24 protein-coding genes are annotated in these 24267 nt (G+C 64.3%); 12 read left to right on the top strand and 12 right to left on the bottom strand.

The annotated features are described in order from the left end of the window. Positions 1-65 precede the first annotated feature (65 nt). The gene (locus ACO6VM_RS05140) at positions 66-956 is read left to right on the top strand and encodes a universal stress protein (protein ID WP_401057347.1); all 891 of its coding nucleotides are present in this window, start codon (positions 66-68) and stop codon (positions 954-956) included. A gap of 31 nt (positions 957-987) precedes the next feature. Here the strand turns inward: ACO6VM_RS05140 and ACO6VM_RS05145 are convergent, their stop codons facing one another. The 4 genes from ACO6VM_RS05145 to ptrR all read right to left on the bottom strand — a co-directional run bounded on the left by ACO6VM_RS05145 (position 988) and on the right by ptrR (position 4088). After that, a complete protein-coding gene (locus ACO6VM_RS05145; RefSeq protein WP_401057348.1) occupies positions 988-1509 on the bottom strand; it encodes an acyloxyacyl hydrolase in 522 nt (173 codons plus the stop codon). Between the two features lie 199 nt (positions 1510-1708). Beyond that, the gene (locus ACO6VM_RS05150) at positions 1709-2440 is read right to left on the bottom strand and encodes a phytanoyl-CoA dioxygenase family protein (protein WP_401057349.1); all 732 of its coding nucleotides are present in this window, start codon (positions 2438-2440) and stop codon (positions 1709-1711) included. Positions 2441-2485: 45 nt separating this feature from the next. Continuing rightward, on the bottom strand, positions 2486-2929 hold the full coding sequence (locus ACO6VM_RS05155) for a carboxypeptidase regulatory-like domain-containing protein (RefSeq protein WP_390969274.1): 444 nt from the start codon (positions 2927-2929) through the stop codon (positions 2486-2488). A gap of 280 nt (positions 2930-3209) precedes the next feature. Beyond that, entirely contained in the window at positions 3210-4088 is an 879-nt protein-coding gene (gene ptrR, locus ACO6VM_RS05160) for a putrescine utilization regulator PtrR (RefSeq protein WP_125463967.1), read from the bottom strand. A gap of 106 nt (positions 4089-4194) precedes the next feature. Between ptrR and ACO6VM_RS05165 the strand changes: the two genes are divergently transcribed. Beyond that, complete coding sequence (locus tag ACO6VM_RS05165) at positions 4195-5580, top strand: aldehyde dehydrogenase family protein (RefSeq protein WP_401057350.1); 1386 nt, start codon at positions 4195-4197, stop codon at positions 5578-5580. A gap of 155 nt (positions 5581-5735) precedes the next feature. Then, positions 5736-6551, top strand: a complete 816-nt coding sequence (gene panB / locus ACO6VM_RS05170) for a 3-methyl-2-oxobutanoate hydroxymethyltransferase (protein WP_401057351.1) — start codon at positions 5736-5738, stop codon at positions 6549-6551. On the opposite strand, the gene ACO6VM_RS05175 is transcribed toward panB, so the two are convergent. Both ACO6VM_RS05175 and ACO6VM_RS05180 read right to left on the bottom strand, forming a co-directional pair. Continuing rightward, positions 6539-7936: an aminotransferase class I/II-fold pyridoxal phosphate-dependent enzyme gene (locus tag ACO6VM_RS05175; protein WP_401057352.1), complete on the bottom strand. Its 1398-nt coding sequence runs from the start codon at positions 7934-7936 to the stop codon at positions 6539-6541. The genes panB and ACO6VM_RS05175 overlap by 13 nt on opposite strands. A gap of 124 nt (positions 7937-8060) precedes the next feature. After that, complete coding sequence (locus tag ACO6VM_RS05180; protein WP_422402863.1) at positions 8061-8960, bottom strand: helix-turn-helix domain-containing protein; 900 nt, start codon at positions 8958-8960, stop codon at positions 8061-8063. A gap of 163 nt (positions 8961-9123) precedes the next feature. Between ACO6VM_RS05180 and ACO6VM_RS05185 the strand changes: the two genes are divergently transcribed. The 3 genes from ACO6VM_RS05185 to ACO6VM_RS05195 all read left to right on the top strand — a co-directional run bounded on the left by ACO6VM_RS05185 (position 9124) and on the right by ACO6VM_RS05195 (position 13087). Further along, complete coding sequence (locus ACO6VM_RS05185) at positions 9124-10482, top strand: glutamine synthetase family protein (protein WP_125463961.1); 1359 nt, start codon at positions 9124-9126, stop codon at positions 10480-10482. 207 nt (positions 10483-10689) lie between these two features. Then, positions 10690-11778, top strand: coding sequence for a polyamine ABC transporter substrate-binding protein (locus tag ACO6VM_RS05190; protein ID WP_422402864.1), 1089 nt, complete (start codon positions 10690-10692; stop codon positions 11776-11778). 13 nt (positions 11779-11791) lie between these two features. After that, positions 11792-13087, top strand: a complete 1296-nt coding sequence (locus tag ACO6VM_RS05195) for an NAD(P)/FAD-dependent oxidoreductase (RefSeq protein WP_401057355.1) — start codon at positions 11792-11794, stop codon at positions 13085-13087. Between the two features lie 10 nt (positions 13088-13097). On the opposite strand, the gene ACO6VM_RS05200 is transcribed toward ACO6VM_RS05195, so the two are convergent. Together ACO6VM_RS05200 and ACO6VM_RS05205 are read right to left on the bottom strand one after the other, a co-directional pair. Next, entirely contained in the window at positions 13098-13403 is a 306-nt protein-coding gene (locus ACO6VM_RS05200; RefSeq protein ID WP_125463958.1) for a helix-turn-helix domain-containing protein, read from the bottom strand. Then, entirely contained in the window at positions 13384-13767 is a 384-nt protein-coding gene (locus ACO6VM_RS05205; RefSeq protein WP_401057356.1) for a type II toxin-antitoxin system RelE/ParE family toxin, read from the bottom strand. Before ACO6VM_RS05205 ends, ACO6VM_RS05200 begins: the two co-directional genes overlap by 20 nt. Positions 13768-13947: 180 nt before the next feature. Here ACO6VM_RS05205 and ACO6VM_RS05210 point away from each other — a divergent pair, with 180 nt between their 5' ends. From ACO6VM_RS05210 to ACO6VM_RS05220, 3 genes are all read left to right on the top strand, one after another. After that, on the top strand, positions 13948-14625 hold the full coding sequence (locus ACO6VM_RS05210; RefSeq protein ID WP_401057357.1) for a DUF3313 domain-containing protein: 678 nt from the start codon (positions 13948-13950) through the stop codon (positions 14623-14625). A gap of 350 nt (positions 14626-14975) precedes the next feature. Then, complete coding sequence (locus tag ACO6VM_RS05215) at positions 14976-15569, top strand: DUF1842 domain-containing protein (RefSeq protein ID WP_401057358.1); 594 nt, start codon at positions 14976-14978, stop codon at positions 15567-15569. A gap of 19 nt (positions 15570-15588) precedes the next feature. Beyond that, entirely contained in the window at positions 15589-16044 is a 456-nt protein-coding gene (locus tag ACO6VM_RS05220) for a DUF1842 domain-containing protein (protein ID WP_401057359.1), read from the top strand. 64 nt (positions 16045-16108) lie between these two features. On the opposite strand, the gene ACO6VM_RS05225 is transcribed toward ACO6VM_RS05220, so the two are convergent. Together ACO6VM_RS05225 and ACO6VM_RS05230 are read right to left on the bottom strand one after the other, a co-directional pair. Next, positions 16109-17416: a serine/threonine transporter gene (locus ACO6VM_RS05225; RefSeq protein WP_422402865.1), complete on the bottom strand. Its 1308-nt coding sequence runs from the start codon at positions 17414-17416 to the stop codon at positions 16109-16111. Positions 17417-17652: 236 nt separating this feature from the next. Beyond that, the gene (locus tag ACO6VM_RS05230; RefSeq protein WP_401057361.1) at positions 17653-19029 is read right to left on the bottom strand and encodes an L-serine ammonia-lyase; all 1377 of its coding nucleotides are present in this window, start codon (positions 19027-19029) and stop codon (positions 17653-17655) included. 146 nt (positions 19030-19175) lie between these two features. Here ACO6VM_RS05230 and ACO6VM_RS05235 point away from each other — a divergent pair, with 146 nt between their 5' ends. The 3 genes from ACO6VM_RS05235 (at position 19176) to ACO6VM_RS05245 (ending at position 21472) form a co-directional block, all read left to right on the top strand. Next, positions 19176-20123, top strand: a complete 948-nt coding sequence (locus tag ACO6VM_RS05235; protein ID WP_125463953.1) for a LysR substrate-binding domain-containing protein — start codon at positions 19176-19178, stop codon at positions 20121-20123. 150 nt (positions 20124-20273) lie between these two features. Beyond that, positions 20274-20519, top strand: a complete 246-nt coding sequence (locus ACO6VM_RS05240) for a hypothetical protein (RefSeq protein ID WP_125463952.1) — start codon at positions 20274-20276, stop codon at positions 20517-20519. A gap of 197 nt (positions 20520-20716) precedes the next feature. Continuing rightward, positions 20717-21472: a hypothetical protein gene (locus ACO6VM_RS05245; RefSeq protein ID WP_390969253.1), complete on the top strand. Its 756-nt coding sequence runs from the start codon at positions 20717-20719 to the stop codon at positions 21470-21472. Positions 21473-21503: 31 nt separating this feature from the next. Here ACO6VM_RS05245 and ACO6VM_RS05250 read toward each other — a convergent pair whose 3' ends face one another. Further along, on the bottom strand, positions 21504-22256 hold the full coding sequence (locus tag ACO6VM_RS05250; protein WP_422402866.1) for a hypothetical protein: 753 nt from the start codon (positions 22254-22256) through the stop codon (positions 21504-21506). Positions 22257-22465: 209 nt separating this feature from the next. Continuing rightward, positions 22466-23884, bottom strand: a complete 1419-nt coding sequence (locus tag ACO6VM_RS05255) for an undecaprenyl-phosphate glucose phosphotransferase (protein ID WP_125463950.1) — start codon at positions 23882-23884, stop codon at positions 22466-22468. Positions 23885-24267: the final 383 nt, after the last annotated feature.

Here is a 24267-nt window from a genome sequence, read left to right on the forward strand (position 1 = left end):
CCCGCACCGCAGCGCACGGTCCGGGCCAAACCTGAACGGGGGGCTGCCACACGTGGAGGTGTGCGATGAGCCAGTTCAAGCGTTTGTTCGTCATGCTCGGCCCGCAGATGCGCTACAGCCCTGCCCTGCAACGGGCCGCGGCACTGGCCGAGTCCAGCGGGGCCCTGCTGGACATCAATGTATTCGTCGACGACGTCGATACCTTCGGGCTGATGAGCGATGGCCGCGAGCGCGAACGGCTGCTCGCCGATAACCGGCAATGGCTGGCAGACGCGAAGGAACAACTGGCCGACAGCGGGCTGGATGTGTCGACCGAACTGCTGCTGACCCGCGACCCGCTGGGCAGTGCCATCGAACAGATCGAACGCCTGGGCTGCGACCTGCTGGTCAAGGACGTGCAGCACGAACCGGTGCTCAAGCGCCTGCTGGTCACGCCACTGGACTGGCAACTGCTCAAGGACAGCCCGGTGGCCGTGCACCTGGTCAGCGATGTCCGCCTGCCCCTGCCCCGCCAGATCGCCGCAGCGGTCGACCTCAACCTGCACGGCGCCGGCGAGCACCTGGACGATCAGGTGTTCCGCAGCGCCCATGCCCTGGCCCTGCAGTGCAACGCAGAGCTGCACCTGCTGCACGTGTGCGACGCGGCAAAAACCCATATCGCCGACTTCGGCGCCGGCACCGTGACCATGCCTGGCTTCGAGGGCAGCGTGCGCGCCGCTCAGCGCGCGGCTTTCAACCGCCTGGGCGATCACTATGAGATCGCCCTGGAGCGCAGGCATTTCCTCGAAGGGCCGGCGATCAAGGCCATCGCCCAGTACGTCAGCCACAGCCGCATCGACGTGATCGTCATGGGCACTCACCGGCATGATGCGCTGCACACCTTCCTCGGTGGGACGACGTCGCACGTGCTGGAGCACCCGCTGTGCAACGTGCTGGCAATCAAGGCGGTGCGCTGACCGGGGGCAAATTGGCTTGCCCCGCGGTGGTTCAGAAGCCCTTGCTGTAGAACAGCGAGTACGACTCGATGCCGTCGTTGGGCTGCTTGATGCCGGCATTGGAGTAATGCATGGCGCGGATGCCGATCTTCTGATCAGCCGGCAGTTTCAGGCCAAAGCCGATGCGGTCTTCGAAGTTGACCGCGGAGCCCAGGCGCTGGTCGCCGACTTCGGTCTTGGAGAACGCCGCCAGGCCGATGCCGGCCTCGATGAACGGGGTATAGGTGAAGCCGCTGAACTCATAGACGAACACCGGGCTGAATGACAGCGAGTGGGCGCCGCTGTAGTCGCCACCTTGCCAGTAGGTGTAGGCCGCATCCCAATAACCCGTCAGGTGGCCCGCACTGCTTTCCAGCCAACGCTTGTCCCAGTCGAACGACGCACCGATACGGTAGGTCATGTCGCCCTGGCTGGTGGCGCCGACTGCGCCGGACAGCTGTGCGGCCTGGGCCAGGTTGGCGCCGGCGAACGCCAGCACGAAAGCGGCCAGGGAACTGGCAAGACGGGTGTTCATCAATGACTACTCCTGGGGTCTTCACGAACAGGCCCGGCCTGACGTGCGCAGGCCTGCGGCAAATGGGGGCTTGGGCCCCTCGTTATGCACCTGTGAGCTGGCGCATCCAACCAGGTCACAAGTGGTAATAGTTTTCTCGATTATTGTCTGAAGACGCCACAAGTTGAAAGTACTTTGCCACTACTGGCCAACGCCTCGTTCAGTCATAGACCGATTCTTCATGCTCGCCCAGCAACCGCCGCTGCCGCGGCGTGGCCGCAGCGAGCACCTCGGGGTTGAAGCGCCAGGTGAGATAGGGCGAGAACTTCTGCGCCACCATGCGCCGGCCGTAATGCACCTGCAGCATGTCGCGCACCCGCTCGGCACTGCGATTGGCGCCGCCGCTGTGCCAGACATCACTGCGCATCACCAACGCGTCACCCGCCTGGCACAGCACCGGGCGCAGGCCCTGCCCTTGCCAGTTGTCCTCTCCCGCCTGGGGGGCGCGGCCGGCGCTGTGGCTACCGGGGATGATCAGGGTCGGCCCCACTTGCAGGTCGATATCGCACAGGTACAGCTGCGCGGTGAGAATCTGGGCGGGCAGGCGCAAGCGCCCGCGCAGCTCGGCCGGCAGTGCCATGGGCAGATGGTCCAGGTGCAGGCCCATGCCTGGGTAGCCTGGGTGGCTGCGCCAGGCGGTCTGGCCGATGACGTGGCAGTCGCTGCCCAGCACTGCTTCGGCCAATTCGATCAGGGGCGGCAGGTCGAGAAACGGCAACCAGAGCGGGTCACGGTTGAACACACACTTGTAGTGTTCGAGCAGGCCCTGATAGTCCCAATGCAGCGGTTGCAGGGCGTCGATGGCACCGCGCAGCAAAGCGACGCGCGCGGGGTCGAGCACACCGGGTATCAGGGCGAAGCCCTGCTCGTGGAGGGACTCAAGCGGGTTCATCAGTGTCCCTCCACGGGCCATGAGCACATTTGTACTCTTTACTGCTCAGCGCCAGTTCAGGTCCACCCGTGCCGGCGACTTGCCGTCGACATTGACCTGCTGCTGCACGCTCTGGCCGTCGGCATTGCCAGTCACCCGGTAGTGCCCCGGTGGCAGCTGCACGAAGATCAGTGGCCCGACGTCCTGCAAGGCCAGCACCGACTTGCCTTGGGCAGACTGGATGTCCAGCGCGGCGCCGCTCTGGAACTTGCCCTCGGCACCGGTGGACAGGGTGATGTGCAGGTCGTAGCCGGGGGTACGGCGCAAGGCGTTGGCCTCATCCTGGCCAATGCCGCCCTGCAGGTAGCGGATGCCGTTCTGCTCCTGCGGCTGCAGTTGCACGGCTTGTGGGTCGATGGGGGCGTTGAGGTCGGCGGCGGCAGCCAAGGTCCAGGGCATGGCCAGGCTTACCAGCAATGCCGCGCAAAGCCCGTAGTGATGAGTACGCATGGTGCATTCCTCCCTTGGAGGGATGGTCTACACAGTTTTGATGCCTGGCTGCAGCGCGCGTTCGCGTGGTTTCAGACCGTTAGTCTGGGTATGGGGGGCTGCTGCGCAGCCCATCGCGCCGAACTCAAGACGTGTAGGCTGCCTGTGGGAGCGGCGGTTCGCCGCTGCGGTTTACCCGCGAAGATGACACCTCGGTGTCTGGCACGGGCTATGCCCGTGTTCGCGGGTGAACCCGCTCCCACAGTGATCGCGCCAGGTAATTAACGTGTGAGCCATGCACTCAACCCGCCAGCGACTCGGCCCGGCGCTCCTCAAGCAATTTGATGAACATGCTCAGGCTGCGCGACACCGTGCCCCGGCGCCACACCAGCCAGGTCTTGAGGTAGCGGAAGTCCTCGGCCATCGGCCAGGCGCTGACAGTGCTGCAACCGGGCATGTTGTCGAGCATGCTGCGCGGCATCATCGCCAGGCCCGCGCCTGCGCTGACGCAGGCGAGCATGCCGTGGTAGGACTCCATTTCGTGGATCTTGCCCGGCACGGCCTGGTCGTGAACGAACCAGCTCTCGAAATGATGGCGGTACGAGCAGTTGGCGCGGAACGCGTAGATGCTCGCACCATTGACGTCGCGGGCGCGGGTGACCGGCGCATGGTGCAGCGGTGCGATGACCATCATCTCCTCCTCGAACACCGGCATGCCTTCCAGCGTGGGGTGCAGCACCGGGCCATCGACGAAGGCGGCCACCAGGCGCCCGGACAGCACGCCTTCGAGCATGGTGCCGGACGGGCCGGTGGACAGGTCGAGGTCCACCTTGGGATAGCGCTGGTTGTAGGCCGCCAGCAAGGCCGGGATGCGCACCGCCGCAGTACTCTCCAGCGAGCCCAGGGCGAAGGTGCCTTGCGGGTCCTCCCCCGCCACGGTCAGCCGCGCTTCGTGCACCAGGTCGAGGATGCGCCGGGTGTATTCGAGGAAGTTCCAGCCGGCCGGCGACAGGCGCAGGCGGCTCTTCTCGCGGATGAACAGCTCGACACCGAGGTCTTCTTCGAGCTGCTTGATACGGGTGGTCAGGTTCGACGGCACCCGGTGGATGTGCTGGGCGGCAGCGCTGATGCTGCCGTGCTCGGCCACCGCCTTGAAGATCTCCAGTTGCACCAGGTCCACAGGTCATTCTCCAAACGTGAATGTTTCGCTCATTATTATTCAGTTTTCATTAAAGCGCGCCACCACTAGTCTGGGCTCACCCCTTCAAAACAATGAGAGTCCTGCCATGAGCGAGATCAGCAGCCTGACCCACGCCATCTCCGTCGACCCCTACACCGGCGAGCAGATCGGCCACTATGCCTTCGACACCGACGCCGCACTGGAAGCGGCGCTGCAACGCGCCAAGGTTGGCTACAACCAGTGGCGCAAGGTGTCGCTGGGTCAGCGCAGCGAATACCTGATCGCCCTGGCCAACGCTCTGCAGGCCAACGCCGAAGCCTTCGCCCAGATGATCGCCCGCGAGATCGGCAAGCCGATCAGCCAGGCCCGTGGCGAAGTCGCCAAGTGCGTCGGCCTGTGCCAGTGGTACGCCGAACACGGCCCGGCCATGCTCGCCGCCGAACCGACCCAGGTCGAGAAAGCCCGCATCGAATACCGCCCGCTGGGCCCGATCCTCGCCGTGATGCCGTGGAACTTCCCGATCTGGCAGGTACTGCGTGGCGCCGTGCCCGCCCTGCTGGCCGGCAACACCTACGTGCTCAAGCACGCCCCCAACGTGATGGGCAGCGCCTACCTGCTGGCCGACCTGTTCAAGCGCGCCGGCTTGCCTGAAGGCGTGTTCGAAGTGCTCAACGTCACCCCTGAGGGCGTGACCCGCGCCATCAACGACCCGCGCATCGCCGCCATCACCCTCACCGGCAGCGTGCGCGCCGGCATGGCCATCGGTGCACAGGCCGGTGCCGCGCTGAAGAAGTGCGTGCTGGAGCTGGGCGGCTCGGACCCATTCATCGTGCTGGCCGACGCCGACCTGGACGCCGCCGTGAAGGCTGCCGTGATCGGTCGCTACCAGAACACCGGCCAGGTCTGCGCCGCGGCCAAGCGCCTGATCGTCGAAGAAAGCATCGTCGAGGCATTCACCGCCAAGTTCGTCGAGGCCACCCGTGCGCTCAAGGTAGGCAACCCGCTCCAGGACGACACCTACATCGGTCCAATGGCCCGTTATGACCTGCGCGACGAGCTCGACGGCCAAGTGCAGGCCACGCTGGCTGAAGGCGCCACCCTGCTGCTGGGCGGCCACAAGGTCGAAGGCGCGGCCAACTTCTACGCACCGACCGTGTTCGCCAACGTCACCCCGGACATGACCGCGTTCAAGCAGGAGCTGTTCGGCCCGGTAGCGGCAATCATCACTGCCCGTGACGCCGACCATGCAGTGGAACTGGCCAACGACAGCGACTTCGGCCTGGCCGCGACCATCTACACCGCCGACTACGCCCTGGCCGAGCGCATGACCACTGCGCTGGACACCGGCGGCGTGTTCATCAACGGCTACTGCGCTTCCGACCCCCGTGTGGCCTTCGGTGGCGTGAAGAAGAGTGGTTTCGGCCGCGAGCTGTCGCACTTTGGTGTGCGTGAGTTCACCAATGCCCAGACCGTGTGGCTGGATCGCAACTGACCTGACCACGCTGTTCGCCGGCAAGGCAGGCTCCTGTGGGGGTCGACCTTGCCGGCGAATACCTTCTGGGCTGCAAAATCGCCCGATCCTGTGCCTTGAATCAGCCTGCATCGGGTGAATAATCGATGACCTCCTGACCACCCCGGAGGTAACCGATGAGCACGCATATCCCCACCCGCCGCTTGACCATCCCCGACCTGGCCGCCATGAAAGGCCGACAGAAGATCGTCGCCCTGACCGCCTACAGCGCGCCTATCGCCCGCCTGATCGATCCCTTGGTGGATTTCATCCTGGTCGGCGACTCGACCGCCATGGTCGCCTACGGCCGCCGCTCCACCCTGGCCATGCGCCTGGAGGAGACCATCAGCCACACCCGCGCCGTGATGAACAGCACCGAACACGCCTGCGTGATCGCCGACATGCCCTTTGGCAGCTATCAGGCCTCACCTGAACAGGCTTTTCGCAGCTGCGCCCAAGTGCTGGCCGAGACCGGGTGCGACGCGGTGAAACTGGAGAGCAACCTTGCCCTGGCGCCGACCGTGGCGTTCCTGGTAGAGCGCGGGATCCCGGTGATGGCCCACGTTGGCTTGATGCCGCAGTTCGTCAATGTCATGGGCGGCTACAAGGCCCAGGGGCTGACCGAGACCAGCGCAGCAGCGATCGCCGAAGACGCCCGCGCCAACTTCGCCGCTGGCGCCTTTGGCCTGTTGCTCGAGGGCGTGGCCGAGCCGCTGGCACGGCGGATCAGCGAACAGAGCGCACAGCCGTGCATCGGCATTGGCGCCTCCCCCGCCTGCGACGGCCAGATCCTGGTTACCGAGGACCTGCTGGGCCTGGGCGGGCCGCGCAAGCCGCGCTTCGTCAAGCAGTACGCCGACCTGGCTGCGGTGATTCGGGTGGCCAGCGCACGCTACGCCAACGATGTGCGCCAGGGCGAATTCCCGGAGCTTGCGCATTGCTACGGCAGCTGAGGCGCCTGCCGAACGGCCTGGGCCAGGCGCACCAGTGCGCCTTCGATATCCTGGCGCCAATCGACGGTAACGCTCAGGCGCAGGTGGTCGCGCCAATGGCCGGCCTGGCTGAACAGCGAGCCGGGGGCGATGACAATGCCCTCGGCCAGCAGTTTTTCGCACACCGCGTCCATGTCCACCGGGCGCGTGGCGCGCAGCCAGAATGTGGCTCCGGCCTGGGGTATGGCGCCTTGCAGGCAGTCACCGGCATGTTGCTTCAATAGCGCGGCCATGCGCGCCGCGCTGGCGGCGAGTTGTCGACCCAGCAACGTCCGTTGTCGGTCGATGCGCGCGGAGCCGTACAGCCCGGCGATGGCCCGCTGGCGATAGGTTGGCAGGCGAAAGCCACGGGCGAAGAACGCTTCGGCCAGGGGCGCCGACGCGCTGCGGCATAACAGGTAGGCGAATGGGGCCTCGGCGCCGATGCATTTGTCGAAGCTGGCGAACACCAGCAGCCGCTGCGGGTCGGCGTGGTCCCGGTAGGCCGGAAGATCGGCGCACAAGCCTCCGTAGCTGTCATTCTCGAACAGCCATACCCGACGCCGGGCCAGCAAGTCGCACAGGCGGCGTTTGTCGGCTGCCGGCATCGCGTTGCCCTGTGGGGTGTTGACCCGGGATGACAACACCGCCAGGCGCACGGGCGTGGTCTCCAGCATCTGGGCCACGGCATCGAGGTCCATCCGGCCCTCCCCGTCCAGCGGCGCCTCGATGACCAGCAGGCCCGCCGCACGCAGCCGGCCCAGTATCAACCAGGAGCACGGCGACTCGACCAGCGCCACAGAACCTGCCGGGATCAACGCTTGCAGGGCGAGATCGAACACGCTACGCAGGTCCGGGCCGATGAACACCTGGTCGGCCTGCCACGGCTCGGATGAGGCCTGGCTGTAATCGCGCGCCAGCGCCGCCCGCAGCTGCGGCTCGCCCAGCGGCTGGAACGGCGGCAGTTCAGCCGGTGGTGTGCGGCGCAGCAGCTCGCGCTCGAGCAACAGCAGCGGGCCATCGAGGGCGCCCAGCATGGCCGGGGCATCGCTGCTCAAGGCCAGCATCCCCGGCTGCCGGGCGCTGGCGAAGACCCGATCGAGCAGGTTGGCCGTGGCTGGCAGCGGCGCCGTGGACGCCTGGACGACGCTGAAATAGCCGACCTTGGGGCGCGCCTGGATGCGGCCCTGGGACTCGAGCAGGGCAAAGCCTTGCTTGCAGCTGGACAGCGACACCTGCAACTGCCGGGCGACCTCGCGCAGCGATGGCAAGCGGTGCGCTTGCCCCGGCGCACGGGCGTCAAGCCAGCGGCTGAGGTAGCGGTGGACTTTCTGGTAGGTGAAACGCGGGGCTTGTTCGGTATCCATACCTGACCTGGACGAGGGCTGCCGTGGGCACCCCTGTAGGAGCGGCCTTGTGCCGCGAAAGGGCTGCGCAGCAGCCCCGACAATCTATGTGGTAACGCTGGGGCCGCTCCTACAGTTCCAAGCGCTAGGCGCCGCGCGCGCGCCTGAGTGTCTCGCTCGGCAACTCGCGAAACAGCTGCCGATAACTCTCGGAAAACCGCCCCAGGTGCCAGAACGACCAGCGCATGGCCACCTCGGCCACGGTCGCATCCCCCGCCAGAAGATCGCGCCGCGCCCCGTTGAGCCTGCGCAAGCGCAACCATTGCGCTGGCGGCAGGTTGGTAAAGCCCTTGAACGCCTGCTGCAACTGACGCACGGAAACCCCGGCAACCTTGGCCAACTGCACCAGGTTGAGGGTCTCGTCGGGGCAATCGGCCGCCCATTCACTGACCCGGCGCATGATCGCCCGCTCACCGTCGCGCCGCCCCAGGGCATCGCCCTGCAGACGCTGCCCGGCGTTGTCGAGAATGAACAGGCAGTCCTCCAGCAACTGCTCCGCCAGCGCCCTGCCCTCCAGCGGGCAATCGGCCTGGCCCAGGCGGGTCAGCGTGGCGCTCAGCCAGTTGCCGAACAAGGCATTCTGCTGACAGCTCAGCGGCACCATGAACAGCCCGCGCAAGCGCTCCACATCCAACCCGTGGCTGGCCAGGAACGGCTGCTCGAACACCACCGCCACCTCCTGGTAGTTCTCCGGGGTGATCCAGATGTTGCGGCTGTCTTCGTTGAGCAGGTACAGGCTGTTCTCGCTGCGGTCGAAACAGAACGCCAGGGCGCCGCTGGGGGCACGGAAGAACTGTTCGACACGGGTGTTCAGGCGCTCCTCGTAAACCTCCACGCCCTCAAGCCCCAGCCAGCGCAGCTGGCCGTTGAAATGCCCGGGGGACATCTGCCGGTACTGCTGCTGCCAGCCGGGGGTGGCGCGGGTCTGTTCGGTCACGTCGGTGGTGTGGAAATCCTGAACCTGCAAGGCGATTGGCGTTGTCACGCGCTGTCCTAGTTGCACTCTTTTGGTGCATTCATTGACGAAGAAAGTGGATAGATCAGCCCAGGGGGCTGCGCCCAAGATAGTCCTCAGCGTCACCTGTGGGAAGTGCCCTACGCGATGAACGCCATGCTTCCCACCACAACTACCCAACCAAGAGGTTTGTATGAACGCCCCCTTCGATCAGCTGTCCACCTGGCTGAAAGAACACCGGATCACCGAAGTCGAATGCGTGATCAGCGACCTGACCGGCATCGCCCGCGGCAAGATCGCCCCCACCGCCAAGTTCCTCCACGAGCGCGGCATGCGCCTGCCCGAGAGCGTGCTGCTGCAGACCGTGACCGGCGACTACGTCGACGATGACATCTACTACAGCCTGCTCGACGCCGCCGACATCGACATGGTCTGCCGCCCCGACCCCACCGCGGTGTACCAGATCCCGTGGGCCATCGAACCCACCGCGATCGTGATCCACGACACCTTCGACAAGCAGGGCAACCCCATCGAGCTGTCGCCGCGCAACGTGCTGAAGAAGGTGCTCAAGCTTTACGCCGACAAGGGCTGGCAACCAATCGTTGCGCCAGAGATGGAGTTCTACCTCACCCAGCGCTGTGAAGACCCGGACCTGCCACTGCAAGTGCCGCTGGGCCGCTCAGGCCGCGCCGAAAGTGGCCGGCAGTCGTTCTCCATCGACGCCGCCAACGAATTCGACCCGCTGTTCGAGGACGTCTACGACTGGTGCGAACTGCAAGGCCTGGACCTGGACACGCTGATCCACGAAGACGGCCCGGCGCAGATGGAGATCAACTTCCGCCATGGCGACGCACTGGATCTGGCCGACCAGATCACCGTGTTCAAACGCACCATGCGCGAGGCGGCGCTCAAGCACAACGTCACCGCCACCTTCATGGCCAAGCCGATCACCGACGAGCCGGGCAGCGCCATGCACCTGCACCAGAGCGTGGTCGACATCGCCACCGGCAAGCCGATCTTCGCCAACGAAGACGGCAGCATGAGCGAGCTGTTCCTGCACCATATCGGTGGCCTGCAGAAATACATCCCCAAGCTGCTGCCGATGTTCGCGCCCAACGTCAACTCGTTCCGCCGCTTCCTGCCCGACACCTCGGCGCCGGTGAACGTCGAGTGGGGTGAAGAAAACCGCACCGCCGGCCTGCGCGTACCGACCTCCAGCCCCGAGGCGATGCGCGTGGAAAACCGCCTGCCGGGCGCCGATGCCAACCCGTACCTGGCCATCGCCGCGAGCCTGCTGTGCGGCTATATCGGCATGGTCGAAAAACTCGAGCCGAGTGCGCCGGTGCAGGGCCGCGCTTACGAAAGGCGCAACTTGCGCCTGCCGATCACCATCGAGGACGCGTTGCAGCACATGGAAGACTGTGAAGTGGTGCAGCAGTACCTGGGCCAGCAGTTCGTCCAGGGCTACGTGGCGGTCAAGCGCGCCGAGCACGAGAACTTCAAGCGGGTGATCAGTTCGTGGGAGCGTGAGTTCCTGTTGCTCAGTGTCTGATCAATCACACATCTTGTGGGAGCGGGCTAGCCCCGCGACGAGGCCATCAGCCCAATCGCGGGGCAAGCCCGCTCCCACGATGCGGGGGCGTGCCCCCCCGGCGAAGACCCCCACAGCACAGCTGGTCGACACCCCCCCCCCCACGATGCCCCAACACCGAACCATCGTTAATACCACGACCAAGAACAAGACCAACGAGGTGTCGACATGCGTCATCCGCAAGCCCTGATCCCCGCAACCTTTGCCCTGCTGTTCGGCGCTGCCGTCCAGGCCCAACCGACGGTGAGCGTGTACAACTGGACCGATTACATCGGTGATACCACCCTGGCGGGCTTTCAGGCCAGCAGCGGGATCAAGGTGGTCTATGACGTGTTCGATTCCAACGAAACCCTGGAAGGCAAGCTGCTGGCCGGGCGCACCGGCTACGACGTGGTAGTGCCGTCCAACCATTTCCTCGCCCGCCAGGCCCAGGCCGGCGCGTTCCTGCCGCTGGACCGCAGCAAGCTGCCGAACTGGCAGCATCTGGACCCTAAGCTGCTCAAGCAGCTTGAGCAGAACGACCCGGGCAACCAGTACGCCGTGCCTTACCTGTGGGGCACCAACGGCATTGGCTACAACGTCGATAAAGTGAAGGCGGTGCTGGGCATCGACAGGATCGACTCCTGGGCCGTGCTGTTCGAGCCAGAGAACCTGAAGAAGCTCAAGCAGTGCGGCGTGGCGTTCATGGATTCGCCCGACGAACTGTTCCCGGCCATCCTCAACTACATGGGCATGAACCCGCGCAGCGAGAAGGCCGACGACTATAAAAAGGCCGAGGCACGCCTGCTGGAGCTGCGCCCCTACATCACCTACTTCCACTCCTCCAAGTACGTATCCGACCTGGCCAACGGCGATGTCTGCGTGGCCTTCGGTTACTCCGGCGATGTGTTCCAGGCCGCCCACCGTGCCGAGGAGGCCGGCAACGGCGTCAAGGTCGCCTACAGCATCCCCAAGGAAGGCAGCAACCTGTGGTTCGACCTGCTGGCCATCCCCAAGGATGCCAAGAACCCCGAACAAGCCCTGGCGTTCATCAACTACCTGCTCGACCCCAAGGTGATCGCCAAGGTCAGCGCCACGGTCGGCTATGCCAACGCCAACCCGGATGCCAAGGCCGACATGGACCCGGCACTGGTGAACAACCCCGAGATCTACCCGCCCCAGGAGGTGTTGGACAAACTGTATGTCTCCACCATGCCGAGCCCGGCGATCCTGCGGCAGATGACCCGCTCCTGGAGCAAGATCAAGTCCAACCGCTGAGTCGAGCACACCCATGCCTCACATGACTGAACACACCGCTTCCTACTACGCCGCCACGGCGCGCAAGGCAGCCCCCTACCCTGTGCTCGACCAGGACCTGCAAGCCGACGTGTGCGTGGTCGGCGGCGGCCTGACCGGGGTCAACGCCGCCCTGGAGCTGGCCGAGCGCGGCCTCACGGTAATCCTGCTGGAGGCCCGGCGCATCGGCTGGGGCGCCAGCGGGCGCAACGGCGGCCAGCTGATCCGCGGCATCGGCCATGACGTTTCGGGCTTTGCCCGGCACGTCGGCCAGGACGGCGTGCGTTACCTCAAGCAGGCCGGCATCGACTCGGTGGCGCTGGTGGCGCGGCGTATCGAGCAGTACGGCATCGACTGCGACCTGCGCTGGGGCTTCTGCGAGCTGGCCAACACCCCGGCGCAGTTCGCCGCCTTCGAAGACGAGCAGCGCGAACTTGCCGACCTTGGCTACCGCCACCAAACCCGGCTGGTTGGCGCCGACCGCATGCACGAAATCGTCGCCAGCGACCAGTACGCCGGTGGCCTGGTGGACATGGGCTCGGGCCACCTGCACCCGCTCGACCTGGTCCAGGGCGAAGCCCGCGCCGCCCATGGCCTGGGCGTGAAGATCTTCGAGCAAAGCCCGGTGCTGCGCATCGAACATGGCAGCACCGTGACCCTGCACACCGCGCGCGGCAAGGTCCGCGCCCAGAGCCTGGTGCTGGGCTGCAACGCCCACCTCGACGAACTGGAACCGCGCCTGAGCGGAAAAGTGTTGCCTGCCGGCAGCTATGTAGTGGCCAGCGAACCGCTGCCCGAACACCTCGCCCGGACGCTGATCCCGCAGAACATGGCGCTGTGCGACCAGAAAGTCGGCCTGGACTATTACCGCCTCACTGCCGACAACCGGCTGCTGTTCGGCGGCGCCTGCCACTACTCCGGGCGCGACCCGAAGGACATCGGCGCCTACATGCGGCCCAAGGTGCTCAAGGTGTTCCCGCAGTTGGCCGATGTGCGCCTGGACTATCAATGGGGCGGCATGATCGGCATCACCGCCAACCGCTTCCCGCAGGTCGGCAGGCTCAGCCAGCACCCCAATGTGTTCTATGCCCAGGGCTATTCCGGGCACGGCCTGAACACTACGCACTGGACGGCGAAACTGCTGGCCGAGGCCATTGCCACCCAGGCCAGTTACGGGTTTGACGTGTTCAGCTCGGTGCCCCACCTGACCTTCCCCGGCGGCAAGGCATTGCGCTCGCCGCTGCTGGCGCTGGGGATGTTGTGGTACCGGTTGCGTGAGGCGTTGGGCTGACGGGTTTTGCTCAAAGGATGGCTTGCAGGCCTTTGTCAGCGATGACATTGAGCAGTTTCAACGCAGGCCCCGCTGGACGTGTTTCGCCCTGCTCCCACTTGCGCACCGTGGAGGCGCTGGTATGCAGGTGCAGGGCGAACACCGGCTGGCTGAAGTTGAGGGTTTCACGCAGTTGCTTGATGTCCTGGGCGGTGAATGCCCGCACGGGCGCCGGGCAGATCGCTTCGAAATCGCGCAGCGTGACTTTGCCGACCGCGCCCGCCCGCTCCAGGGCACACAGGTCATCACGCAATGATTCAATGAGTTTGCTGGTCACAGTGGACCTCCATCAGTACACCGCAGCCCAGGGCCTTGGCCAACGCCTGCGGTGATAAATCCAGGAATACCTTTCCGGAGAACTGCAACGCTTTCTGCTCGTCGGGCGTTACATTCACCTGGTCGTTCTTTTTGAAGCCATGCAGAAACACATAGCGGCTGCCGATGCGAGCTGACAGCAACGTGCGGTAGCCGCCTCGCTTTCCGGCACCCTGTCCGGCGACGCGCTTTTTGAACAGCAGCCCGCCGAGGCTGGCATCCACCAGGCCGCACTGCATTTCCTCGACAGCCTTGCACAGCACACAATCCGGGAGGTTCTCGCTGAATTGCCAGCGAGCGAACGCCCTTCTTTTATAGACATCCATATCCAACGCTCCAAACCATACCCGTAAAGGGCATACTTTTCCAGCTTTCGTATCCAATGAAAAGTCGGCTGGTTCGGGCATGGATGTCCGAAACGGCTATGAGAATCAAGCGGGATGCTGGCCTTCCGCCAAGCACCTGCTAGCGTTGTTCTGGCCAATTCACTCATGGACACCGCCATCATGATGCAACTGTCTCGCAGCACCCTGTTGTGCGCAGCCCTGCTTGCCCTGGTTGCCTGCTCCAGCAACCGCGTCGACCCCAAGGATTACTCAGGCTTTCTCAAGGACTACAGCCGCCTGAAACCGGCTGAAAGCGTCTCTGGCGCGCCGGTGATGCGCTGGGTCGACCCGAACCTGAAAGCCAGCCAGTACACCAAGGTGTTCATCGAACCGAGCCAGTTCTACCCCAAACCACAACCCACCAACGTGATTTCGGCGCAGACACTTCAGGAGATCACCCGCTACTTCAACGAAGCCCTGCGTCGCGAGCTGGGCAGTGTGCTGACGCTGGTCAAGGAGCCTGGGCCGAACACCATCGTGGTGCGCCCGGCGATTACTGCGGTGGCCACCAGCAACGAAGGCCTCAAGCCCTACGAAGTCATCCCCATCGCCCTGGTGGCAGCAGCGGTCAACACCGCCGCCGGCGGGCGTGACCAGGACGTGGACATCGCGGTAGAGGCGGCCTTCCTCGATGGCGCCAGCCAGAAAGTGCTGGCCCAGGTGGTGCGCAAAGGCAGTGGCAAGGAGCTGGAAAACGACACCCAGAAACTCACCCTGGCCGACGTCAAGCCGGTAATCGATGGCTGGGCCAGCGACATGCGTCGTAGTTTCGTGGCGCTGCAGCACAAAACCAAGTGAGCTGAACAGGTCAAACCCCTTCGCGGCCAAGCCCTCTCCCACAGGTCTATGCATTGACCGTGGGAGTAGGCTCGTCGGCGCCGGCATTACCTAACAAGCCTGTACTGGCACCACTCGTCGGACATGCTGCAAAAAGGCCATCACTGCTGATTTTGCCTGCTTAACTCAAGCGGGCTGCCAGGCAGGCGGCACCGCACACCAGGGATGGCTGCACAAGACGGCTGCTAACAGCCGCTCGCACCGGGCACGCCAGTACTTCGCCCGTCTACCTGCCTTCCCCCCTTCTCCTCCGCCCGCCTGCGCAAGCTTTGGTAACGGTATTTCATTCATTGAATGCAACGGAGGCAATCATGTCTGTATCGCTGCCCGCACCGTCGGAAGGCCTGTTCCCGGTGTCTTACGTCATTGGTACCAATGCTCCGGGCGCCCAGCGTCTGCAGCTGGACCTGCTGGTCTACACCCCCGACAGAAGCCTGCGCGGTAACGCGCTGATCACCCAGACCACCAACCCGCCGCTTGAGCTGCACCTGGACACCTGGGGCACCTACAGCTACCTCACTGTGCAGCCGCCGAGCGAAGGCAAGATCCTGCTCACCCTGCGCGGCAACCAGGGCGGCCCACATGCCAACTCGCCGCTGCAGCTGGACCTGCGGGTGCTGCTCGACCTCGACTGGCAGCACGGGGTGGCCAATTACCGCTACTACAACGGCCAGCGCTGGCAGGAAGTGGACAACGTGCCGGTGGTGCTGCAAACCCAGCACATCCAGACCCTGGCCAATGTCGACCTGCAACGCGACCTGCACAACGCCACCCTGGACGCGGTCATCGCCACCCACGATGTCGCACAGCTCAAGCAGCTGGCCAGTGGTGCCGTGGGCAAGGCGCTGGACCAGGCCCTCGCATCGACCAAGAGCCCGGCCGCCAAGGCCGCCAAGAAAGCCTGAGCAGGCAAGGAGCATCAGCATGGCAATCGGACTTTTCCACACTCGCCTGAACGTCAGCAACGGCTTGCTCGGGGCACCTGTCCTGACCCTCGACCTGTTGGTCAATACCGTGCACAAAAAGGTCACCGGCACGGCGCGCACCTTCCAGGCGACCCATCCGGTGCAGGTGTTCAAGGCCGACGTCTGGGGCAGCTACAGCGAACTGCCGTTCGCCCCGGTCGGTAGCCCCTCGATCATCCTGCAACTGGACGGCAGCCCCAGCGGCCCGCTCAGCCAGATCGCCCAGACCTTCCATCTGCAAGGCCTGCTCGACCAAGGCTGGAACAGCGGCACCGCCAGTTACCGTTTCTACAGCAACGGTCATTGGGTCGACCAGCATGGCCGGGTGCGCAAGGCGCCAGAGATCACCCATCAGGACCAAGCGCAACCTGCGGAGCGCCTGAAGGCGGCGATCAGGCACCTGGAAAGCGCCTGACCTGAAGGCACCGCGGGGCACATTGCAACAGCGAATGCTGCGCCAATGTGCCCCGCGGTCGTTTTCAGGAAATGAAGCTGTAGACGATCGCCGACAGCGTGATCAAGCCAACCAACACGACGAACACATTCGACAGCTTGCCCGAGTACTGACGCAGCGCCGGCACCTTGTGCACCGCATACATCGGCATCAGGAACAGCAGGCAGGCAATCACCGGGCCCCCCAGGCCTTCGATCAGGCCAAGGATGCTCGGGTTGAGTGTGGCCACCGCCCAACAGGTCACCACCATGAACAGCGCCGTGGCACGCTCCAGGCGTTTGGCTGGCCAGGTTTTGCCACGCCCACGCAGGCTCTTGACGATCATGCCCTGGAAGCCTTCGCTGGCGCCGATGTAATGGCCCAGGAACGACTTGGTGATCGCCACCAGCGCGATCAGTGGTGCGACGAAGGCGATCACCGGGGTCTGGAAGTGGTTGGCCAGGTACGACAGGATCGAGATGTTCTGCGCTTTGGCCTCAGCCAGGTTCTCAGGGCTCAGGGCCAGCACGCAGCTGAAGCAGAAGAACATCACCGTCAGCACCATCATCACGTGGGCAGTGGCCAGGGTGCGGCCGCTCTTGCGGTCGGCGTCAACGCCGTAGCGATGTTTCTGGTCGACGGCAAAGGCCGAGATGATCGGTGAGTGGTTGAACGAGAACACCATCACCGGGATCGCCAACCACAGGGTGAGCATCAGGTTCGAGGCGCTGAGGCCTTCATTGGCCTGGGCGAAGAACGCGCCGTTCCAGTTCGGGATCAGGCTCAGCGCCAGCAACAGCAGCGATGCGACGAAGGGGTAGACCAGCAGGCTCATGGCCTTGACGATGAGTTGCTGGCCGCAGCGCACGATGATCATCAGGCCGCAAATCAGCAGCAGCGCCAGCAGTGCACGGGGCGGCGCGTTCAGGTGCAGCTGATGTTCGAAGAAGCTGGTGAGGGTGTTGGTCAGCGCCACGCTGTACACCAGCAGGATCGGGAAGATGGCGAAGAAATACAGCAGGGTGATCAGCTTGCCGGCGCCAACGCCGAAGTGCTCTTCCACCACCTCGGTGATGTCTTCGCTGCCGCCCTTGCGCCCAGATAGCACGAAGCGGGTCAGCGCGCGGTGGGCGAAGAAGGTCATGGGGAACGCCAGCAGCGCCAGGATCAGCAGCGGCCAGAAGCCGCCGACGCCAGCGTTGATCGGCAGGAACAGGGTGCCGGCACCAATGGCGGTGCCATACAGGCCCAGGGCCCAGGTGGTGTCGTGGCGGTTCCAGGTGGTCGAGCCCGAGGCCGTAGCCGGGGCAGCCGAATCCGCACGAAGGGTCGTGGTGTTTTGTACATCAGTCATGGGTATCGCCTTGTAGTTGTTTTTGTCGCAGGTACAGCGGGTGTTGCAGTGTGGAAGCCGGCTTGCCGGCCTCATGGGTTGCATGGCTTCTGTAGGAGCGGCCTGGTGCCGCGCGGGGTGGCACGGGCTTCGCCCGTGTTCGCGGGGCAAGCCCGCTCCCACAGGGATCGCGCTAGCTTCAGCAGTTGAGCTAGACAGTTGCTCCTACAGCGGTCAAGTGCATGCCTGGCGTTGTGTCAGCACTCGACGAACGCCACGGCCAGGCCGCCGCGCGAGGTTTCCTTGTAGTTGGCGTGCATGTCGGCACCGGTATCGCGCATGGTGCGGATCACCTGGTCGAGGGAAATGAAATGCTCACCGTCGCCACGCAAGGCCATCTGCACGGCATTGATCGCCTTGACCGCCGCAATCGCGTTGCGCTCGATGCACGGTACCTGGACCAGGCCACCGACCGGGTCGCAGGTCAGCCCGAGGTTATGTTCCAGGGCAATCTCGGCGGCATTTTCCAGCTGCGGCGGCGTGGCGCCCAACACTTCGGCCAGGCCGGCGGCGGCCATCGAACAGGCCGAACCGACCTCGCCCTGGCAGCCCACTTCGGCGCCGGAAATCGAGGCGTTCTTCTTGCACAGGATGCCCACCGCGGCCGCCGCCAGCAGGAAGGTCACCACGTCGTCGTCGCAGGCGCCGGGGTTGAATTTCATGTAGTAGTGCAGCACCGCCGGGATGATCCCGGCCGCGCCATTGGTGGGCGCGGTGACCATGCGTCCGCCGGCGGCGTTCTCTTCGTTGACCGCCAGGGCGAACAGGTTGACCCACTCCATGGCGCTGAGGGTCGAACCGATCACGTTGGGCTTGCCGATCTCCTGCAGGCTGCGGTGCAGGCGTGCGGCGCGGCGCTTGACCTTGAGCCCGCCAGGCAGGATGCCTTCATTGCGCAGGCCGTTGACCACGCACTCGCGCATGGCGGCCCAGATGTTCAGCAGGCCTTCGCGTATCTCGCCTTCCGAGCGCCAGGCGCGCTCGTTGGCCAGCATCAGCTGGCTGACACTCAGCCCATGCTGCTTGCACAGCGCCAGCAGCTCTTCTGCGCTGGAAAACTCATAGGGCAGCTCGACCTCGGCGCTGCCAACCTGGGGTGCGTCGATTTCGCTTTGCTCGACGATGAAGCCGCCACCCACCGAATAGTAGGTCTGGCTGAACAGGCTGCCCTGGGCGCCGAAGCTTTCCAAGGTCATGGCGTTGGGGTGATACGCCAGGCTCTCGTCGAGCAGGCGCATGTCACGGCTGTACTGGAACTCGATCGGATGGCTGGCATCGAGCATCAGGCACTGCTCCTGCATCAACTGGTCGATGCGTGGCTCGATGCTGTGCGGGTCGATGCGGTCCGGCCATTGGCCCATCAGGCCCAACAAGCAGGCACGGTCAGTGGCATGGCCAACCCCGGTGGCCGACAGCGAGCCGTACAGACGGACCTCGACCCGGCTCACCTGGGCCAGCAGGCCGCGCTCGCGCAGTGCCAGGGCGAAGGTTGCCGCGGCGCGCATGGGGCCGACGGTGTGGGAGCTCGATGGGCCGATGCCAATCTTGAAAAGGTCGAAAACACTGATAGCCATGCTAATGCCTGACCGTGGCAGCCGTACAACGCACACCACGGATCTCTGGAAAAATTGAACGGTATTACAAAGTTGGGCGATACTGACGCGCTCAGATCGGCATGACCAACGAAACTTCCTACACAAGCCTTTAGCAGGACTAAACAATGAAGGGGCCACTCAACGGCCAGGTATACGTCTGGCTGCATGTGTTTGCCTGCGCGGCGCGGCACCTGTCATTCACCCGCTGTGCCGAAGAGCTGCACATCACCCCCGGCGCCGTCAGCCAGCAGATGCGCCAACTGGAGGAGCGCCTGGGCTATCGCCTGTTCCTGCGGCGCGCCCGCGGCGTCGAGCTGTCGGCCGAGGGGCAGCGCCTGGCGCAGACCGTGGCCGAGGCCTACGGCAGCATCGAGGCCGAGCTGCTGCGCCTGGATGCCGGCGAGATCCGTGGCACCTTGCGCCTGCGCTCGATCCCGTCGTTCCTGGCCAAATGGCTCACGCCGCGCCTGCCACGCTTCCAGCAGCGCTACCCCGACATCGAGCTGCGCCTGGTGGCCGAGGACAGCAACCAGGCCCTGCACCCGGATGACTTCGACCTGGCCATCGACCTCAACGACGGCAGCTACCCGGGCATGCTGTCGACCCCGTTGCTGGATGAACAGATCTTCCCGGTCTGCTCCCCTGCACTGCTGCGCGGCCGCCCGCCGCTGCACGGGCCGACGGACCTTGTGCACTATCCGCTGCTGCACGACATCACCGCCTGGCGCGGCAGCTCGGAATATGCCGAATGGGAGTTTTACCTGGACGGTATCGGCGCCGGCGGGCTGGACGTGCGCCGTGGCCACACCTTCAACCGCAACCACCTGACCATCGAGGCGGCGATTGCCGGTGTCGGCGTGGCCATCGCCCGGCGCACCCTGCTCAACGATGAACTGGAGCGCGGCGCGCTGATCGTGCCGTTCGGCGTACCGATCGCCAACCACAAGCGCTACGTGCTGCACTACCCGCCCGGCGGGCTGACCCAGCCCGGCGCCCGGGCAGTGCATGACTGGCTGGTGGAAGAGGCGCAGGGGTTCAGGGCGTTGCACCCGTTGTCACTGCCTGGTGCGTAAGGCCACCCGGGGTATCCACCCTGGCGTTACGCCCTGTTACTTCGCCGCCTGCCTTGTAACTTAAGGCCCTGCCCACCTCGCGCCTACAGTGTGCCCCTCGGCCGGCGCGCCGCGCCGTGCCGAGGTTCAAACCACACAGGAGGTGTAACCATGCATTTCGTAACCGTCGAGAAAAACCAGGCCAGCGCGCCATCCGCGGAAGACCTCAAGAAAGCGATGATCCTGAGCAACGGCCAACCGGGCGAAGTCACAGGCAACAACAGCGCACGCACCTTGACGTTCACCGGCGAGATCAGCCACACGACCTACGAAAACAAGCTCATCGAAGTGGCCAAGGGTAAGCGCACCAGTTGGAACTTCACCTGGGCCGACGCCAACGTGAAAAGCACTGCCTGAGCCTTGCTTGCGTATCTGCACGAGCAACAAGGGCCGCATTGCGGCCCTTGTTCATTTGAGTGGGCGGCATGACAGCCGCTGCCTTGTAACACCGTGATACTTCGCCGGCCCGCCTGCCCCGCCTAGAGTGGACTGGTCGACACGCCGGCACAGGCCGGAACTCGGCAATCATCACTCAACAAGGACAGAGGGACACCATGAGCAATTCGAATGCCGCAAGCAAACAACAGCTCGCCGTCGCCCAGCAGCGCCAGGAACAGGTGCAAACCGCCGTCAAGGCCCTGCTCGGTGAAACCCGCGCCCTGAGCCACGAGCATTACGCCCGGTTGCTTGGCACCGTCACCGCCGCCGCGACCAAGTCAGTGACCATCCAGATTGCCGACGAAGACCTGCGTTCGCTGAAAAGCGCAGGCTACAAACTGTGCTTTGCCAAACGTGTCGGCGACGAAGCCTACAACGTCGTCTGGCAGTCGTATGTGCAGTACCTGAGCAACAACAACTTCAGCTGGACGCCGATGTACCAACTGTTCGGTACCAACACCTTCCAGGCCAACGTCCAGGTAACGGTGGACACCAACAAGGTCGATATCGGCCTTGGCCAGCAGTCGACTCTCGATCAGTCCGGCCTGCTCGGCCCGGTATCCACGGGAGGCCCGGAAACCGCCATCACCATGATCAACCAGTACGGCTCGATCCACCCAGGCGTCAACCAGCTGTCCACCGGTATCGATGGCAAGCAGGTGAGCACGCCGATCTACGTTGCCGCTAACCCTATCGTCCAAGGCAGCACCAACCTTACGCCCAAGGAAACCGTGCTGGTGTGGTTCGAGCAGAACGTGCAGACCAGCACCATGTTCAGCACCTCGCGCTCCAATGCCCAGGAGATCGACCTGACCTTCAGCAACAGCGCAACCTACCTGTATGCCAACCAGAAGTGGGTCATCCCTTCCTGAGCCGTTACCGCCGGGGTACGCCCCGGCGGTTTCAACCCTCTTTGCGGGTGAACTGCACGACCAGGCTGCGGCAGATGGCTTCGGCCAGCTCCTGCTCGGTGTCGATCATCAGCGGGCCGGCCCGGTCGAAGCGGGCCGACCAGAACAGGCTGCCTGCCCCCACATCCACCACCCGTACCGCCACCCGCACCCGGTTTGCCTCGGCCCTGACACTGCCCTCCAGCAAGTAGGTGGGCTCGCCCAAGGGGCCGCTCGCGACCGGCGCTCCACGCGGCAAGCGGACATGCACAGAGGCTCTGCCAAGCGCATGGAACAGCAAGTCGCACAACTCTTCACCCAGGCCCCTGGCAAACACTCCGCCCAGGCCCGTCAGGCAACTGAATGGCCGCACGTAGAGCACCGCCGGCCGGCCATCGGCCAAAGGCCTGCCCTGTTGCACGCAACACAGGCGGTAGCCGCCGGGCGGCACGCTGAGGCGCAGCGCTTCATGCTCCCCGAGGGTGGCGTAATAGGTAGCCAGCTTGCGCCGCAGGCGGCCGATCTGCACCCGCACCACCGGGTCGTCGCCAGTGCAGTACACCGCCGGGTCACGGCGAAACACCGCGATGCCGATATCGTATTCGCTGGGGCTGCCCTCGCCTTCCTGTTGGCTGTGCTGGGCCAGGTAGCTGAGCAGGCTGCCCAGGCGCCGCGACCTGACGAACAACGGGCTGGCCAGCAGCCCATCGACCGCACCCTGCAATTCACCGGCAAGCTTCGCCCGCTCACGCGCAGGGGTAGGCACGCAAGCCTTGCTCGTTCGCTTGATGACCATCGACCTGCGTCTCCTTGCAGGACACGGCCGATTCGCGCTGCAGATCGGCCGTGGTGGGGCTTTCCATCCTTGAAGGGGCGACCTGGCCAATGCAGGCAGGTCGCCATCACCGGGCAAGTGTAGTGCTGCATGCAGGGATGTGTGACCGGCCGTCGGCCCGCCGGTCAGCTCGACTGCATTCAGTAGGCGTGTTTGCCGGTGAACGCATTGAGCGTACGCACCAGAATCACGAAGTCGAGCCACAGCGACCAGTTGTTGATGTACTCGATATCGGAATTGACGCGTTGGACCATCTGCGCGATGTCCTTGGTTTCGCCCCTGAAGCCACGTACTTGGGCCAGGCCAGTCATACCGGGCTTGATGTTGTGACGGGCAAAGTAGTCGACGATGTCCTGGGAGTATTGCGTGTCGTGTTGCAGCGCATGGGGGCGTGGGCCCACCAGCGACATCTCCCCGGTCAGCACGTTGAACAGCTGGGGCAGCTCATCCAGGCTGGTACGGCGGATGAAGGCGCCCACCCGGGTCAACCGCGGGTCGTTCTTCTGGGCCTGCTGGAGCACGCCGGCTTCGGGCTGGTGCACATGCATGCTCCTGAACTTCCAGATACGGAACGATTCGCCGGTCCAGCCCATGCGCTCCTGGCGGAAGAACACCGGCCCAGGGCTATCGAGCTTGATGACCAGGGCGACAACCAGCAGCACCGGCGAAATGCACAGCAGGATCAGCGCCGCCAGCACCCTGTCCTCGACGTTCTTGAGGAACAGGCTCATGCCGGTCAAAGGGGTCTCGGACAAGGTCAATACCGGAATCCCGGCGATTTCGCGAACGCTGTGGTTGATCAGGCGCAGCGAAAAGATATCCGGCACCCAGTTCACGGCTATGCATTTTTCCAGCAGCTTCAAGTAGATATCGTTGATCACTTCGGAACCGCCGAGCGGCGTTACCAGGTACACCGTACGTATGGCGTGCTGCGCGACGATCTCGTCGAGCGCGGATATATGCCCAAGCACGGGCGGCCCCTGCTGCCCCTCGGCCCGCGGCACTGCGTCGGCTTCGTCGAACAACACACAACCCACTACCCGCTCGCCGAACCAGGGGTTGTTGCTGATCTTGCGATAAAGGAAATCGGCCAGTTCACCGTTGCCGATGATCAGCGCGTTTTCCATGCGGTACGCATGGGCCATGAAGCGCTTCTGCACTTCGCGCACGGCAATGTGCAGGAACAGCTGGACGAAATAGCCGATGACGAACAACTCCCCGACCAGCAACCGCGAATACGATTCGCTCTGTTTGGTGAGGAAGGCCATCACCACCAGGAAGCAGAACGTCGCCGACCAGGCCTTGAACAGCCTGAATGCCTTGACCGTCAAGCCGACGTTGGTGCGGTAGATGGCGTAGTGGTCGTAGATGACCGCCAACGCGCCGATCAGCAACAGCAGCATGATCACGTAGTCGGAAGTGATGTAGCCGAACTGTTCGTAGATCAGGTACCAGGCGACACCGGTCACCGCAATACCGTCAAGGCCCGCCTGCACCGCGTTGCTGACGTTGCTTCTGCGCTGGAGTACGGGACGACTGCTTCTGGGTTCCAAAACCATTGTCAGGCCTCATCAATGTGAGCGATCAATGTGAGCGTGGCGAACACCCTTCCATCAGGCTGAACACGATACTTAATCAACGGCTGCAATTGCCCGGGCCACCCAGGGCATCGGCATGGCCACTGGCGATAGCGCTCGCACCCCGGCAAGCCTGCCGGGGTTGTATTTCACTGCTGTGATTGAGGTGCCACGGATGGCGTGAACGCGAGCGCGCATTATCGATCCCTGCATGCGGCAAGACCCCCTGATTCAAAAGCTCGCCTGAGCGTCCGGCCACCAGGATGGCGTTCATTCAGGGGCTGATGCTGCATTTCGCCTGTTTATTGTTTTTGCTGTCTGGCGGCGACTGATATCACTGTAGCAGTACTGCGCCATCGCTGTGG

It is taken from the genome of Pseudomonas sp. GZD-209, from assembly GCF_049310485.1.
Taxonomy (GTDB): Bacteria; Pseudomonadota; Gammaproteobacteria; order Pseudomonadales; family Pseudomonadaceae; genus Aquipseudomonas; species Aquipseudomonas sichuanensis.

What these genes read in the sequence shown, in the direction of transcription:
- ACO6VM_RS05155 (WP_390969274.1), bottom strand. Translation starts at nt 2,929, where the DNA reads ATGCGTACTCATCACTACGGGCTTTGCGCGGCATTGCTGGTAAGCCTG.
- ACO6VM_RS05255 (WP_125463950.1), bottom strand. Translation starts at nt 23,884, where the DNA reads ATGGTTTTGGAACCCAGAAGCAGTCGTCCCGTACTCCAGCGCAGAAGC.
- ACO6VM_RS05220 (WP_401057359.1), top strand. Translation starts at nt 15,589, where the DNA reads ATGGCAATCGGACTTTTCCACACTCGCCTGAACGTCAGCAACGGCTTG.
- ACO6VM_RS05165 (WP_401057350.1), top strand. Translation starts at nt 4,195, where the DNA reads ATGAGCGAGATCAGCAGCCTGACCCACGCCATCTCCGTCGACCCCTAC.
- ACO6VM_RS05195 (WP_401057355.1), top strand. Translation starts at nt 11,792, where the DNA reads ATGCCTCACATGACTGAACACACCGCTTCCTACTACGCCGCCACGGCG.
- ACO6VM_RS05240 (WP_125463952.1), top strand. Translation starts at nt 20,274, where the DNA reads ATGCATTTCGTAACCGTCGAGAAAAACCAGGCCAGCGCGCCATCCGCG.
- ACO6VM_RS05190 (WP_422402864.1), top strand. Translation starts at nt 10,690, where the DNA reads ATGCGTCATCCGCAAGCCCTGATCCCCGCAACCTTTGCCCTGCTGTTC.
- ACO6VM_RS05150 (WP_401057349.1), bottom strand. Translation starts at nt 2,440, where the DNA reads ATGAACCCGCTTGAGTCCCTCCACGAGCAGGGCTTCGCCCTGATACCC.
- ACO6VM_RS05145 (WP_401057348.1), bottom strand. Translation starts at nt 1,509, where the DNA reads ATGAACACCCGTCTTGCCAGTTCCCTGGCCGCTTTCGTGCTGGCGTTC.
- ACO6VM_RS05225 (WP_422402865.1), bottom strand. Translation starts at nt 17,416, where the DNA reads ATGACTGATGTACAAAACACCACGACCCTTCGTGCGGATTCGGCTGCC.
- ACO6VM_RS05215 (WP_401057358.1), top strand. Translation starts at nt 14,976, where the DNA reads ATGTCTGTATCGCTGCCCGCACCGTCGGAAGGCCTGTTCCCGGTGTCT.
- ACO6VM_RS05140 (WP_401057347.1), top strand. Translation starts at nt 66, where the DNA reads ATGAGCCAGTTCAAGCGTTTGTTCGTCATGCTCGGCCCGCAGATGCGC.
- ACO6VM_RS05210 (WP_401057357.1), top strand. Translation starts at nt 13,948, where the DNA reads ATGATGCAACTGTCTCGCAGCACCCTGTTGTGCGCAGCCCTGCTTGCC.
- ACO6VM_RS05245 (WP_390969253.1), top strand. Translation starts at nt 20,717, where the DNA reads ATGAGCAATTCGAATGCCGCAAGCAAACAACAGCTCGCCGTCGCCCAG.
- ACO6VM_RS05185 (WP_125463961.1), top strand. Translation starts at nt 9,124, where the DNA reads ATGAACGCCCCCTTCGATCAGCTGTCCACCTGGCTGAAAGAACACCGG.
- panB (WP_401057351.1), top strand. Translation starts at nt 5,736, where the DNA reads ATGAGCACGCATATCCCCACCCGCCGCTTGACCATCCCCGACCTGGCC.
- ACO6VM_RS05175 (WP_401057352.1), bottom strand. Translation starts at nt 7,936, where the DNA reads ATGGATACCGAACAAGCCCCGCGTTTCACCTACCAGAAAGTCCACCGC.
- ACO6VM_RS05230 (WP_401057361.1), bottom strand. Translation starts at nt 19,029, where the DNA reads ATGGCTATCAGTGTTTTCGACCTTTTCAAGATTGGCATCGGCCCATCG.
- ACO6VM_RS05235 (WP_125463953.1), top strand. Translation starts at nt 19,176, where the DNA reads ATGAAGGGGCCACTCAACGGCCAGGTATACGTCTGGCTGCATGTGTTT.
- ACO6VM_RS05205 (WP_401057356.1), bottom strand. Translation starts at nt 13,767, where the DNA reads ATGGATGTCTATAAAAGAAGGGCGTTCGCTCGCTGGCAATTCAGCGAG.